Annotated in this window: 10 protein-coding genes and 2 pseudogenes; 8 read left to right on the top strand and 4 right to left on the bottom strand. The window is 32.6% G+C overall.

All coding sequences use genetic code 11. The features are described from left to right. Positions 1-4: 4 nt before the first annotated feature. The 4 genes from AC2CGR_RS22630 (at position 5) to AC2CGR_RS22615 (ending at position 4955) form a co-directional block, all read left to right on the top strand. A complete protein-coding gene (locus AC2CGR_RS22630; RefSeq protein WP_484481182.1) occupies positions 5-2221 on the top strand; it encodes a binary toxin-like calcium binding domain-containing protein in 2217 nt (738 codons plus the stop codon). A gap of 369 nt (positions 2222-2590) precedes the next feature. Further along, positions 2591-3304 carry a response regulator transcription factor gene (locus AC2CGR_RS22625; RefSeq protein WP_086391258.1) on the top strand — a complete coding sequence of 238 codons (714 nt, stop codon included), beginning with the start codon at positions 2591-2593 and terminating at the stop codon, positions 3302-3304. After that, positions 3301-4359 carry a sensor histidine kinase gene (locus tag AC2CGR_RS22620; RefSeq protein ID WP_484481181.1) on the top strand — a complete coding sequence of 353 codons (1059 nt, stop codon included), beginning with the start codon at positions 3301-3303 and terminating at the stop codon, positions 4357-4359. Before AC2CGR_RS22625 ends, AC2CGR_RS22620 begins: the two co-directional genes overlap by 4 nt. 98 nt (positions 4360-4457) lie before the next feature. Next, positions 4458-4955 carry a DM13 domain-containing protein gene (locus AC2CGR_RS22615; protein WP_017658083.1) on the top strand — a complete coding sequence of 166 codons (498 nt, stop codon included), beginning with the start codon at positions 4458-4460 and terminating at the stop codon, positions 4953-4955. A gap of 501 nt (positions 4956-5456) precedes the next feature. Here AC2CGR_RS22615 and AC2CGR_RS22610 read toward each other — a convergent pair. Both AC2CGR_RS22610 and AC2CGR_RS22605 read right to left on the bottom strand, forming a co-directional pair. Beyond that, a pseudogene (locus AC2CGR_RS22610) lies at positions 5457-5603 on the bottom strand (DUF5065 family protein); the annotation flags it as partial. Between the two features lie 155 nt (positions 5604-5758). Further along, on the bottom strand, positions 5759-6703 hold the full coding sequence (locus AC2CGR_RS22605) for a nucleoside hydrolase (protein ID WP_097948964.1): 945 nt from the start codon (positions 6701-6703) through the stop codon (positions 5759-5761). 370 nt (positions 6704-7073) lie between these two features. On the opposite strand from AC2CGR_RS22605, the gene AC2CGR_RS22600 reads away from it, so the two are divergent. Further along, positions 7074-7556 (top strand): hypothetical protein, encoded by a 483-nt coding sequence (locus AC2CGR_RS22600; RefSeq protein WP_484481180.1) that lies wholly within the window; start codon positions 7074-7076, stop codon positions 7554-7556. Between the two features lie 4 nt (positions 7557-7560). On the opposite strand, the gene AC2CGR_RS22595 is transcribed toward AC2CGR_RS22600, so the two are convergent. Next, the gene (locus AC2CGR_RS22595) at positions 7561-8016 is read right to left on the bottom strand and encodes a tyrosine-type recombinase/integrase (protein WP_484481179.1); all 456 of its coding nucleotides are present in this window, start codon (positions 8014-8016) and stop codon (positions 7561-7563) included. A 935-nt stretch (positions 8017-8951) separates the two neighbouring features. Between AC2CGR_RS22595 and nheA the strand changes: the two genes are divergently transcribed. From nheA to nheC, 3 genes are all read left to right on the top strand, one after another. Next, complete coding sequence (nheA, locus tag AC2CGR_RS22590; protein WP_484481178.1) at positions 8952-10112, top strand: non-hemolytic enterotoxin subunit A; 1161 nt, start codon at positions 8952-8954, stop codon at positions 10110-10112. Positions 10113-10166: 54 nt separating this feature from the next. Next, positions 10167-11297: a non-hemolytic enterotoxin subunit B gene (nheB, locus tag AC2CGR_RS22585; RefSeq protein ID WP_484481290.1), complete on the top strand. Its 1131-nt coding sequence runs from the start codon at positions 10167-10169 to the stop codon at positions 11295-11297. A gap of 277 nt (positions 11298-11574) precedes the next feature. Further along, the gene (gene nheC / locus AC2CGR_RS22580) at positions 11575-12663 is read left to right on the top strand and encodes a non-hemolytic enterotoxin subunit C (RefSeq protein ID WP_163247705.1); all 1089 of its coding nucleotides are present in this window, start codon (positions 11575-11577) and stop codon (positions 12661-12663) included. Between the two features lie 303 nt (positions 12664-12966). On the opposite strand, the pseudogene AC2CGR_RS22575 reads toward nheC, so the two are convergent. Beyond that, positions 12967-13113: pseudogene (locus AC2CGR_RS22575) on the bottom strand (Rieske 2Fe-2S domain-containing protein); the annotation flags it as partial. Between the last annotated feature and the right edge of the window lie 1455 nt (positions 13114-14568).

The following is a 14568-nucleotide window of genomic DNA, read 5'->3' as shown; positions in this document are numbered from 1 at the left end:
AACAATGAAACAATTAAAGCCAGCAATTAGTGTATTAGGTAGTGTATCGATGGCACTGACTCTAGCATCTCCTGCTTTAGCAGATGTAAAACAACTGAATCCAGGAAGTACAGTTGAAATATTCCAAGAGAATGCAAATGCAAAAAAAGAAGATAAGAATTTCACGCTCGGATCTGATGGGGAGATAGGTTCGCTCATTACACAAAACATTGAAATGGCAAACAATGATTGGGACAAAGATGGTATTTCTAACGACTTAGAGATTAATGGATATAAAATTGAATTCAATTCACAAACTGGAAAAAATGAAGCGAAAGCATGGGATCCTGAGAAGGATAAAGGGAAACCAAAATTTATATCGAATCCTATGAATGCAAATACGGATGGTGATCCTTTTACTGATATGTATGAGGTTGAGAATTATAACAACGATTCTGATACTAATTTCAATCCGATAGTTGCCAACATGCCGAATTTGCAAATTGGTGTCAAACGAATTGAAGTAATTCCTATTGCAACCATTACGGATAATAATGGCGGATCAGTTAGCAGAGGGTGGGAAAAAAGTGTATCTACACAACATTCATTTAATGTAGGTTTAAGTGGTTCAGGTGGTGTAGAAGGCTCAGCAGCCGGTCCTGTTCCTTCCGGAAGTGTTTCAGCAAATGTGGGATATGGATATTCAAAAACAACTACGGAAACGGAGAGTTATACAAATAATTTTGATTGGTCTACTGCAACAACTGTGGATACAGCGAACGCAGCAAAATTACGGGTACATTTGGAATATAAGAATGTAGGAACAGCATCCGCTGAAAATGTTTCGCCTCATTTTAATATTCGTTTAGGAAACAAAATTATTAATACTGTAAAGGCAACACAAGATCGTTATAAAGCAAACTATTTAAGTACAGAAAAAGGTGGACGAAATAAAACAGAAGTAGTAATTGACAGTTTAGAAGGACAAGCAGATGCAAATATTGTTTTATCTTTGGATGAATTAAAAGCTGTTGAACAAGGGGAACTTCTTTCGATTGAAGTTTTACCTACAAGTACAATGGATTTATCTATTGAAAAAGGTGAAGAAATTATGCATTTGGGGGATTCAGGGAGATATGAGTCTAGAGTGAATGCAGCTACTGAACAATTAGAAACAGATATGGGAAATATACCAAAGTTTAGGGTATATACTCCTAAAGACAAATCTCTTGCTGATAAGCCAGTTTTATCCTATAACGAAGTTTTTCAACATGTAAATATAGATACGAAAAAAGTAAATCATATTGTAAACAAGGCTAAAAGTACTAATAACGTATCAGTGGTTTCAGCTAATAATGGAATTGATGCATTAAACGATTTAAAAGCGGGACAGGGAGATCGTGGTTATTTACATAAAGACTCTGTACACGGTGCTTTTGCAAAACTACAGCAACCAACATTAGTAGAAGGTAGTTATGATTCTGTGACGCAAAAGATTAGGGCAACAATTTTACCTGGTTTATTTGGAGTGAGTAAAGAGATTCCTACTACGTATAACAAGAAATGGAATGCTCCGTCACAAACAGTAACACTAGTTAAACGTGAGAATGGATTTACATATGAGTCTAGAGAAAATATACACCCTATTAAATCTGAAATTGCTGCGCACAGAAAAGTTACATTTGAAATCAATGACGCACACAATTTAACGCCTACACAAAAGATTGATACTGAAATTAAAGCTAATAAACAATTTGAAGATTATGTAGTAGATAATTCAGGTGAATTTGTTACAGAAGGAGTTCCTTATACCGTGGCTTCATATGGAAATACAGCTTATTGGGGAAGTCATCATGCCGGGAATAAATGGGAGTATCTTTGGTCTGAAAAATCTAGCGATGAAAAAGTGAATGTAATTATTGAAAGAGTAGGTCAACCTAAACCTGGAAAACCAATTAAAAAGGATGAAGAGGTATTAATTAAATTTCAAAATCCTATTTATTCAGATTATGCATATTTAAAACTTCAAGATAGTTATATCCATTTAGATCAAAAACAGAACGCAAGTACTTTTAAATTTAATCATGCATATCCAAAGAATTTCACTGGACACCATAAGCAATGGAACATACTATCTAATGGTAACAAGTTAAAGGTAGGATATTTAATCGATTATATGAAATATGGTAATGGAGAGAATGGGACTGATACTATAGCATGGAATCTATCAAGAGTTCAGTAATAGGTAATAGTTCTGTTGCTAAGTTTGGAAAGAGAAACGGAAATGAATTGAATCCGAAAAGTTAGATACAATAATTTAGGTTACTAATAAGAAATGAGTTCGATGTTGAATCGGACTCATTTCTTTTAATTTATATAATTTAGTAACTACTATTTTAAATACTTATCTAGTCATATAAGTAATCAAATGTTAAAATTACTATCTGTATTACATGATTTATTTTCTGAATTTTCATTCGTTTAGAGGCTGAAATTTAGAATTCTGATTTATTTATGTGATTAGTTTCTATATCTTTACCTATAAAGATATTTTTATTAAATAATAGAAAAAAATTTTGTGTTATTGGTGAAAAAAAAGTGAGGATAGTATATGAAGAAAAGAATTTTAATCGTAGAAGATGAAGAAAATATTCGAGAAGTATGCAAACGGTATTTAGAAAGAGAAGAATATGAAGTTTATACCGCTGTAAATGGTAAAGAAGGTTGGGATTTATTTCTTACACATCAACCAGATTTAATTATATTAGATTTGATGATGCCAAAAAAAGATGGATGGGAATTATGCGAGGAAATTCGTCAACAGTCAAATGTCCCTATTATTATGTTAACTGCTAAGGGAGAGGAAAGGGATCGAATTTTAGGTTTAACAATGGGGGCAGATGACTATTTAACCAAGCCATTTTCCCCTCGTGAATTAGTATTAAGGGTTCAAATTATACTAAGAAGAGGAAGCTATGTACCAATACAAGCGAAAGAATCCCTATTGGAAGTGATAGAGTTTCCAGATTTAAAAATATATCCAAAGACAAGATATGTACTTGTTTGTGATAAGGAAGTGGAGTTAACGGTGAAAGAGTTTGAGGTACTTTATCTCATGGCAAAGCATCCAAAACAAGTATTTTCTCGCTCGCAGCTTCTTGAATTAATTTGGGATTTTGGACATGAAGGGGCATCAAACACAGTTACCGTATTAGTGAGTCGTTTACGTGAAAAGCTCGAGAAGCATACGATAAAGAATCGTTGGATTCATACGGTTTGGGGTATAGGATATCGCTTTGAGCCAAATGGAGGAAATGAAACATGAGATTACGTATTCAATTGTTACTCATGAATCTATTAAGTACCAGTATTATGGTAATTGCTATATGGTATAGTGAGACAAAAATGTTACTTGAACCGGAACAAACGCGGTTATTAACAGTAATTGCATTTGTGGCATTCATTATTTCAACGGTTATTTATTGGTTAATGACACGTCCTATCATGAGATCTATACAAAATTTAATAAAATTGACGAAACAATTTAGTGATAGACACTTTGAAACAATGTATATAATTGGGCAAGAACCACGTGAGTTTAAAGAATTAGCAACAGCCTTTCAACAGATGGCAAAAAAATTAGAAGAAGGGTTTACTAAGTTAGAGGAGCAGGAAAACTCTCGTAAGGAGCTAATTACCAATATCTCACACGACTTACGAACACCTATGGCTAGCATGCAAATGATGATAGAAGCATTACAAGATAACCTGATTGAAGATCCTGAAATGAAAAAGCAATACTTAGCAACGGTTTTAAAAGAAATAGAAAGATTAAATGGATTAATTAACGACTTATTTGATCTTTCAAAGTTAGAGTTTGAGCAAGTAGATTTTCACCCAAGTTTCACACATTTAGATAAAGTTCTATTAGATGTATTAGAGTCGCATTCTGTCTTATTAGGGGACAAACAAATCCATGTGCAATTGGATGTCCCTGATACATTACCTCGACTTTTGATTATGCCTTGTAAAATAGAAAGGGTCATAGGTAATTTATTACATAATGCAATTCGATATTCTCCTATCTCTGGAACAATTGAGTTGACTGTAGTGGAAAATAAACTAACTCAAAAGGTCCAATTCACTTTGCGGGATGAAGGAATAGGAATTTCTCCAAATGATCAATTACGTGTATTTGAACGTTTTTTTAGAACAGACCGATCAAGAAGTTCACAATCTGGAGGTTCCGGACTTGGATTAGCCATTGCAAAATCATTAATTGAAATGCACAAAGGGGAAATTGGTGTAAGGAATCGTGCAGATGATAAGCAGGGAAGTGAATTTTGGTTCACTCTTCCCATCACATCAGTAAAAAAATAAGATGGCTGAAAGACTTTTGTAACATTTATGTTAGAAAAATGAAAGACCTTCTTGTTAACATACTACTACACAGTATGTTACAGGAGGTTTTTTACTTTATGAAAAGAAAATATGTATGGCTTATAGGTGGTTTGATAATTGTATTGGGGATTTTATGGTCATTGTTCCGACCAGAGAAATTATTTATTGATAAGCACGTAAATGAATCATTGCCACAAGCAGAGATACAATCAACTGAAGTAAAGATGCAAAGTGATCGAGTAATAAGGGAAGGTCAGTTTCAAAACGGTGTCCATGAAACAACCGGAACGGCAAAAATTCACCAATTAGCGGATGGAAAACGTGTTTTACGACTTTCTAATTTTGCAACATCTAATGGGCCAGATGTACGAGTTGTATTAGTTCCTACAAATCGTTTGAAAAATAATGAAGACGTGAAAAACTATAAGTATATTGAATTAGGAAAATTAAAGGGAAATAAAGGAGATCAAAACTACGAAATTCCTGAAGGGATAGATGTAAATGAATATGGTTCGGTTTCTGTTTGGTGTAAAAGATTTAATGAAAACTTTGGTGCGGTTTATTTTAATAATTAAATATGAACTTAAAATATCCTCTTATAGGCGGAATTCATATGGGTTATGGTAGTAGCTGCAGCCGACTTAGTTGCTAAGAAGGGTACTTATAAGAGTGTCTTTTTCATATTTCTCAATTTTGGTATATTTTAAAGCTATTGGACGTTTACGGAGAGATTTTATTCGTGCACAAAAAATTTTAAGAGTATGTCAGGATATCTTTGATTTATAAAAAAAATATATTTTAAATGTATTATATACAGAAGCCACTTGAGGGGAGGAGTGTTAAATTACAATTTAATCATTATACTTTTTAACTATATAGCTTCAATTTAGAATGATGTACCACTAAAAAAAATAAAAGAAAAGGCACCCCTGCTGCAAGGTGCCTTTTCTAAGGGGTATAACTCATTAGCTAAGCGGCCGTTGGTCAAGTATACCGCCTTAGACTATTACATGAGTTATGTTTTTATTATACATTGATCATATCAAAAATATTATCATTAGTGAAATTAACTTCTATTATTTTTTAATTTTAAAGCTGCCACCATAATAATAATTTTCTCCAAGTCTCATAACAGCTACATATGATCCAGGGTCATAAACTGATGTAATTGGTGTTACAAATCTACCATAATTATGCGCAATATCAGAATCATAAAATGTTTTAGGAGTCTCAACAACATCACCATCAACTTAGGGGAATAAGTTACCCCCAAACATAATTAAATTCCAGGTCTATAAAAACAACAAATTTCCATTTAGAGGGTACTTTAAAATCTTAGCTTGATAGCAAAACATATACTTATATATAAGGGGGTTACCTAAAATAGTTCTCCAGTCATTACAGTCATAAACTCGTTAAAAAACTTTTCATAATTCATTTGTATTGCAATCCTATGTTTTGGACGATTACCGAATGTTTCTGGTTCAAAAGTAGACCTAAAATCTCCTATACTTTGTCCTCTTACAGTATCAAGTACATTAACTGTCACTGCTGATTGATGGTACGTAAAAATGTCATCACGATTAATTGCAATTAAAGTAAGTGCATCATGAACCGGGCTACCTTGTATTCCAGGAACTTTTTTTTGATAAAATTGATAATAGTAATAGTCTAAAAGAGGCTTTAAAAATTTAGTTTTCCCTTTAGAGTGGATATAATTGACCATTTCCGGTGTCACGATAGCCGATTGTGTAACATTCAAAGGATAAATTGATAGATTCTTTGCGTATCTCATTACAATATTGGCTGATCCAGGATCGCCATAAAAATTAGCTTCAGCAATGGGAGTAACATTTCCTGGATATAGAAAAGCTCCTCCCATAATATAATAAGAATGTACATATTCCATCACATCACCATAAAGGAGAAATAAAGTTGCAAGTGAAGTTAGCCGCCCGGTATTCACGATAATAAGTTCATTTTTATGCTGCTTAATAAGTGTGAGCACCTCGAAAAAATTCTCAAATGTCTGAATTTCTAGTCCTGTATAAATGGGTCCTATCCCAAATTTACCGTGAACTTCTGGATAAAAAGTTTCAGCTTCTGAAGACATGGAATGCTCCGCCCCACCAAAAACTTTTACATATTCTTTACCTACACTTTTAAGTAAAAAGCGAACATTTCTAACAACTTCAGCTTTAGGTACGTTCCCATAGTCTGCAACAATTCCTATAACATCAATTTTGTCTGTCAAATGCGCGTATATGATAGCTATCGTATCGTCAATTCCGAAATCCCCAAAAAACAGTACTTTTTTCCCCATACAATGTTGCTCCTTAATTTTACTAATTTTTAAAACGGATCATAATTATGTATCGTAGGATAAGATTGCTCTCATGTTTATTTATAGTACGATAGATGAATGAATTCATCTAGTTAACCTACACTTTCGTTAATAATGAGCAAATTCCTTTTGCATGAAATGAAATAGTATGGAATTACTAACCTCAACCAATTTTTTCTGATATCCTATACTCATTATGTGGTCCTCAAAATGAATAAAATACATTATTCTTTCTGTAGAATTATAAGTAAGGAAAATGTATTGTTGCTATATAGTTAGTGCAAAATTTTGACTTGATAGCGATGTAGCTGTACCCCAAATAGAAGAAATTGATCCAATACAAGAGTGTATGGATGCAATTCAATTGTATACGTATCGTGAAATGTTCATCATGAAACGTATAAAGTCACTACGTGAAGGTTTAACGCCAATTCAAAGACGTATTGTTAAGCAACGAAAGCCTGTAGAAAGGCAGACAAAAGTTGAAGACTTAGCAAGTGGGGAATATAAGAGCATAACTGTCGATGGGTTCGAAATGGTAGAGCAAAGTATAGAAGAAACTGAAGGTAACAGAATAGCAGCTGTTTTAGCACATGAAGACGCCTTAACAAGGATACAAGACAAAAAGTTAAAAGCCGTGGAAAATCTGGATACATTAGCAAATATTACTCCACGAAAATTAGAAATCGAGGAAAGAAGACTCGCTATTCTAGAGGAGCAGTGGGAGAAGGAAAAAGGCAGTGCCGGGGATCAGCAGCAGCAAACGAAAACCTGGGCAGGATGCTTGGAAAATATATTTGCAAAAAGAAAAGTGAAAAGGGAAGAATCCTAATCGCTTAATCACGGTCTCTATACAAGGCTTCAATAGCTTTTTGTTTGTCTTCTGGTCTAACGCTGCGATAACGAGTAATCATAGCAGGGCTTTCGTGGCCGTTTAGTGTTTGGATAGTTTTATCATCAACACCAGCATCAACAAGATCGGTAACAAATGTATGTCTGAATTTGTGAGGATTCACACCGTATTTATTACAGACATGCTGCACCGTTCTTTTGCTAATACGTGTTTGTCTGTTACTAAGGAATAAAGCATCTGCTGTACTTTCCCTGGACTTTAAATAGTCGGTGATAGCATAACGAGCTTCTTTATGTAACGGTATGATCCGTTCCGTATTTCCTTTACCTTGTCTTACTCGGATGGTACCTTGCCTTTCGGAAAAATTAATATCATCTATATCAAGCGCTACTATTTCTGCAACTCGAATGCCTGCATATACGCAAGTTAAAAGATACATTTAGTAGAAAGAAAATGGGCACGCCAAATTAATAATCTAAAACGAAAGAGCAATCTTGTTACAAGTTAGCACAAAATTTTGTTCTGGGGGGGGGGAGTTGCATTTTCTTAGTTTGATAGCGATGTGACGGTACCCCATATATATTTCATTGACTTTATCGGGGACATTTAGTTGTTTTAGATCATGTCGGATTCTTTTGTCCAAGACTGATGAATCCAACGAATAATTGTTATAGAAGTAATGGATAAGTTCCGTTACTCTAACGTTTTCAACAAGTTATGGAAACTTAATATTGATGTAGTGGTAGTACATAATAGTTATTTGGAAAATTACCAATTATGACTATATATAATAGTTAACTTACCTCTATATGGATATGCAATTTTACATATCCATATAGAGGAAGAAATAAGCGAAGAGTATTGAAAAATTATACTAAAATATTTTTTTGGAAATGAAAATTCACCTAGTTAAATTAAATTAGGTACCTTTTTATCGGTATTATTAAATTATAATTATTTTAATTATAGTGGTGAAGTTGCATAGTAATTTTAGAAGTATAGTATTTTAATTTGTACACATATTAAATAATTAAGATAAAAAAATAAAAAAGGATAAAATTATACAAAAACCTACAAAATTTTACTATATACGCACTGAAAATTTGATGTTTTAATAAGGGCACAAGATGTTAGTTACATTTTAAGACATATAAAATCAGGATTATTTTCGTATATGCCTTTTATGTAATGACTTAGGGATTAAGTTTATAGTAGGGCATTATGTACAAATGTTTACAATCTATATTTATATTCCTAAAAAAACATCTTTAAAATAATCTATATAGATTAATAGTTATAATGTTGGATTTTAAGTTAATTAAAATTTAGTCCAACTATTTTATCAAAAGACACCAATAAATGGGAGGGATCACCATGAAAAAAGCGTTAGTCGCAGGGTTATTAGTTACAGCAGTATCTACAAGTTGCTTCTCACCTGTAAATACTTTTGCAGAAAGTAATACAACTTATTTACAACCAAGTAGTATACTTGGACCCGCTATGGATAGGTTATCAAATTCGATTACGAATTTAGGATCACAGACGCTATTAATTCAAGGATATGGGCTAATCATATTACAGCAACCAGATCTTGATGTAAGTACTATATATGGAATAACTACTGATCAAGGCACTATAAGAAACCATGTTCGAGACTGCCTGGATATAAATAACCATAAATTATCCGTTGTAAATCAAGACATACAGAGTTTCGGAATAAGGTTTACAAATTATTACAATAAATTAATTGAACTAGCTGGAAAAATGAATGAAGATCCGGAAGCAAAAGCATTATTTGTACGTATTTTTAACTTACTTCAAAGTGACGTGCAAAAAATTCAGTATAATATGAAAATAACTTCAGAAGACTTAAACAATTCTAAAAACGAATTGGCTGAAGATAGTAATAATTTTTCTAGTAAAGTTAGCAGAGCGTTTGAATCTTATAAGGGTTCAGACGGAGACATTGAAAAATTAAGAACGGAAATGGGACAACTTAATGCAGGCATTCAAGAAGATTTTGAAAAACTTCTAGCTCTACCAAAAGAAAATCTAGACGGTTCTTTAAATATTACAAAGTCGGTTATTAATATTATAAAAGACGGAGTTAAGGATAAAACTGTAGACGTGTCTAATTTGGAAGCGATTTATAACCAATATGGACAACTCCAAAATGATAGAGTAACAGAACTGAATAAAGCTATTGCTCAAAAGCAACAGAAACTAATTCAATTGGTACAAAACTTATCGAATATTGAAGTGCAAGCAACTCAAATGACACTTATTGAGCAGCAATTAAATAACTTTACAAGAACAGTTAAAAAGCAAACTCAGAGTTTTAACAATCTAGTAAGTAGTTGGGACACCTTTAATAACATAATGATTGAAACAGGGACAAGTCTTAATACTGGTGTGAAAATAGATTCTAATTCATTACAAGCACGATTAAAAGAGCTTAAACAGTTTACGGATGAATTGAAAAAACAAACAACGGAATATCAAGAGAGTGTTACAAAAATAAAAGTAACAGGATGAAATTTGTAGAATTCAGAACAATAATTCTTAATAATGTAAGGAGAGAAAAATGTGATGAAAAAACCTTATAAAGTAATGGCTTTATCTACATTAATAGCAACAATCGTAGCGGGTGGTATTATGCCATCATATGCCTCGGCAGAGGAATCAGCACCTATTTATGCAAATCATCAAGACCTTAAATACCCTAGTTATTACCTTGGACCAACAGGGCTTGATCATGCGATGAAGGAAACTAAATCCAATATGTTGGTAATGGATCTGTATGCTTTAACTATTCTTAAACAAGCAGATATTAATTTGGATGGTTTACCTTCAGTTGGCGATAATTTAAAAACAGCCATTAAAGCCAATCAAAATCTTACTAGAGAAAATGCAACATACTGGTTAAATAATTTGAAATCAGGGATAGTTACAACGAATCAAAATATTATCAGTTATGATACAAAATTCCAAAATTATTCTCGTTATTTATTACAATATAAAAATGATTCGGTCAAACTAACAGCTTTGCTTACAAAGTTGAATGGTGAAATTTCACAGAATAAAGATCAAGTGACCAAATTAGTGGAGGACTTAAAAAGCTTTCGCGGCAAATTAGAAAAAGATACACAAAATTTAAAAGGGAATTCTGAAGACATTGTAAATATTTTAACTGGTCAAGAAGCTGGAATTCCACTGTTTCAGAAGCAAATCGAAACAAATAAAGCATTAATCGATGAGAATAACAAAATTTATATTGCATCGTCGGTTGCAACTGCTGCTGGTGCATATTTAGTTCTTTCACCTTTTGCGCCCATTGGTGCACCTATATTAGGAGGTGGGATATACGGAGTAGTTTCATCGCAGCAGCAGATAATCAAGGCACAAGAAGAAATTATAACGCTAACACAAAATATTTCAATGGCGCAACTACAGTCAGCTAGGTTAACGATAGTACAAAGTGATATTAAAAATTTAACAGATACAATTGATAAAGCTATTGTTTCTCTTGAAAATATAAAGACTGCGTGGGATGGAATGGGAACAAAATATGACTCATTGATTAAGAGTGCTAAAGCTGTTGACCCAGAATTCCTTGCTATGGATATAACAGCAGATCTGGATACAGCGAATGATCATTGGGAGCAGATTAGAAAGTATGCTGAAAATATTCAAAGTAGTGAGATTTCTTTCTTGAAATAATAATATTACTTCAAGAAATTGCCGAAGTAATGAAAAATATAATATACTGAGTTTCTCTTTTGAAGAACACATAATGTGAGTCTCCTGTTCAAGTTTGAGCAGGAGACTTCCTATATAGTTATGAAACTTAAATAAAGATTATAGAATAAGAAAGTACGAGAATCTCTATTTTAATATGTTGTTTTATTTGCAATAATCGTAATTCATTTGAAGTAAAGAATGGAAGCTTATGAATTTAATAAAATATGTGATGCATGTGAAAGAGTAGGTGAAAAAGATGAATAAGAATTTATATAAGAAAATTATTTTGTCAACAATCATTACGGGAATGGCAGCGAGTAATGTAATTCCACTTCATACTTTGGCAGCAGAACAAACTGTGTCCCAACAGCAAGAAAGTTTGAAGAACTATTCCCTTGGTCCTGGTGAATTTAAAGAAGTAATGGGAAAAATGGTGGCAAATATCCTTACAATGGATTCATATGCCAATACAATCAGTAATCAACAGCTGACAGATTTAAGTAAAATAAGTTCTATTAATGGTGATTTACAAGCAAACATGATTAAACATCAACGAGATGCAATAGAGAATGCCGACTTTTGGTTCATGTATTTTAAAACTCGTATTATGTACACGCATCAGAATATTGTAAGTTATAATGATACGTTTCAAGCAAGTTATAAGCTTTTACTAACTGCTATAGAGCAAAAAGATACAGAGAAATTAAAATATGAACTAGAAAATTTGTACAATAGTATTTTGTACAATAGTCAAAAATTAGATGTACTGTTAGAAAAATTGAAAAATTTTCAAGGTGAAATAGCAGAAAATACAAGAAATTTCAAAGAAGATTTCAATCAATTGGAGAATATTCTAGAAAGTACGAACGCTGGTATTCCGCTTCTACAACAACGAATTGAGAATTGTAATAATACAATTAAAGAAAACTATGATAAACGTGGTGGCTATATAGCTTTATCTGTATTTATGCCACCGATTGGTATACCATTGATTGTCACTACTGACAAGAATATCGCATCTGCACAACAAGAAATAGAACAATTAAAGTCCAGAATTTCTGGAGCAGAGGCAGAAGTAGTTATTTTGACTGATGCCAAAAATAAAACGGAACATATGGCTGCAACAGTTGGTACAGCTGTTACTGCTCTTGAAAATATAAAGACTCAGTGGGGGACAGTGGAGAAAAAATATAAATCATTGATTGACAGTGTTGACAACATTAATCTGGACTTGTTTGATGAGATTATAAGAGCAGATCTGAATACAGCAAAGGATAATTGGCAGGACCTTAAAAATTATACGGATAAATTATATGAAGGTGCTAAGATTGCACAAAATAAATAGATTGTACAAATAGGAAAACCGCAAATAGGACCGGATTGCAACTGAATACGTGTAAAATAACAAAATTAAAATTAAATAATAAAAGCTTATCGTAAACTAAAAGAAGCATAAGATGGACATTTTGGTCATCTTATGCTTCTTGTTACAGCAATATTGTCGTACCCCAACAGATTATTGACTCGTGCAACTTCAATATATTATTCATATAATTTGTTTGAGTATTTATTCCATGATTTTATAATTTTAAAGCTGCCATCATAATAATAATTTCCCCCGAGTTTCATAACCGCTACATAAATTTAGTTAATAACCAGAGTCTTCTGAAGTAAGATTATCTATCATTTTATAATCGTATTTTTGTAATGGTTCTTCAGCAGGCCCTTCAAGTACTTCCCCTGTATACAAGAATCGCGAACCATGGCATGGGCAATCCCAAGAACGTTCTCCTTTGAGGAAGGAGTCTTCTTGACTAAAATGATAAGAATGCACTATTTAATACAATGCGTACAGCAATTTAGATCCAATAATTTCGAAAGCGTTCGCACATATAAATAGTCAAAGAAAAGGCACTCCTAGGAGTGCCTTTTCTTTGACTTGAACCACGTTCCTATATATATTCCCCATCCCATAAAAACACTTCCTATAAAACAGAATCTTAGACATCAATAGACTTTATTTGAAAAATAGTTTACATATGTATGGGTATTAACAGTAACGCCACATCATAAATATGAGATGCGTTACGCCTTCTGGCCTAAGAACCTACTTTATAGAAAATACCTTTCTCATATATTTTACCACATGTAACATTGAGTTTGTTAAGTATTTAATTAATATGCACAATTACATAGTAAATACCGTTTAAATAGGAGAATAAAAAAATGAAAAATAAGTGTCTCTAAACATATTTCAGATAATCCCTAATTTTTTATTAAGTATTTATTTTGCGCTCAATCATCGAAGGAAGTACTGCTTGCATTCCATTTAACAAACCTGAAACATTCGCATCATATATTTATTTCCATAACCTTCACTAGGAGTTTGCGTTAATACGTGTTGCTAACACGGACTTGCAAACAAATAATGTATGTTTTCATACAGGCACAGCAGGCAACTATGATAGGGGTAATTAACGTTCCTCTGCAGCAACCTCTACCAGTACTAAATCATAACGTATAAAAAAAGGATAGTGAAGATTATAAATCTGCATTTGATTTAATCTCAAGGTCATTACAGAAAATAATATCCGAAGAAATGTCTCAATTAATATAGATACAAATGGAAAATCTAAAAATATGCGTAATATCATTAAGCGTTAGAGTGATTAGAGATGAAAGAGAAGGATAAATATCGACCATAAATAAATGATTCGAAATGAAATAGATACTTTACATGTTAGTCACTCCTTTAGGTGGAGGAGTTATTATACAAACTCTAGGGGGACAATGACGTAAATTGAATGTTATAACTATAACGCAAACTATAAGAGGTGTTTTTTACCTGTTACTACTAGGCCGCAAGCAAATGTCAGTATACCTATTATAGAGTTAGCATAAATGTAAATTGGGGCTTGATAAAATAGTTATTGTATGATGAATAAATAAAAGAATCCGTTTGCTATAAATGGGTTCTTTCCACACGGTGTGCAAGAAATTCAAGGAAATTGGACCTTAGAAATCTGTGGGTTCCTTGAGATAATAATGTACGGAATAGAATCAAAAAGGTGTATGAGAATAAAATAAAATCTGTATTTAAACAAAAAGAGCTCTAATCGAGAGCGTTCCTTATAGCTAATCATAAAACGAATTGAAGAACTGATATTATGTAGAAAGTAAGTATTATTTTTTGAGAAACTTGACAACAAGATTGAGATCAATTCAGCTACATGAATTATCTAATGTTATT

Source organism: Bacillus sp. LSHTCR4, assembly GCF_057197025.1.
The sequence above is the reverse complement of the archived record's forward strand: the minus strand, read 5'-3'. Positions and strand labels throughout refer to the sequence as shown.

Coding starts and splice junctions, on each gene's coding strand:
- AC2CGR_RS22600 (WP_484481180.1), top strand. CDS start 7,074: ATGGATGCAATTCAATTGTATACGTATCGTGAAATGTTCATCATGAAA.
- AC2CGR_RS22615 (WP_017658083.1), top strand. CDS start 4,458: ATGAAAAGAAAATATGTATGGCTTATAGGTGGTTTGATAATTGTATTG.
- nheB (WP_484481290.1), top strand. CDS start 10,167: ATGAAAAAACCTTATAAAGTAATGGCTTTATCTACATTAATAGCAACA.
- AC2CGR_RS22595 (WP_484481179.1), bottom strand. CDS start 8,016: ATGTATCTTTTAACTTGCGTATATGCAGGCATTCGAGTTGCAGAAATA.
- nheC (WP_163247705.1), top strand. CDS start 11,575: ATGAATAAGAATTTATATAAGAAAATTATTTTGTCAACAATCATTACG.
- AC2CGR_RS22630 (WP_484481182.1), top strand. CDS start 5: ATGAAACAATTAAAGCCAGCAATTAGTGTATTAGGTAGTGTATCGATG.
- AC2CGR_RS22620 (WP_484481181.1), top strand. CDS start 3,301: ATGAGATTACGTATTCAATTGTTACTCATGAATCTATTAAGTACCAGT.
- AC2CGR_RS22605 (WP_097948964.1), bottom strand. CDS start 6,703: ATGGGGAAAAAAGTACTGTTTTTTGGGGATTTCGGAATTGACGATACG.
- AC2CGR_RS22625 (WP_086391258.1), top strand. CDS start 2,591: ATGAAGAAAAGAATTTTAATCGTAGAAGATGAAGAAAATATTCGAGAA.
- nheA (WP_484481178.1), top strand. CDS start 8,952: ATGAAAAAAGCGTTAGTCGCAGGGTTATTAGTTACAGCAGTATCTACA.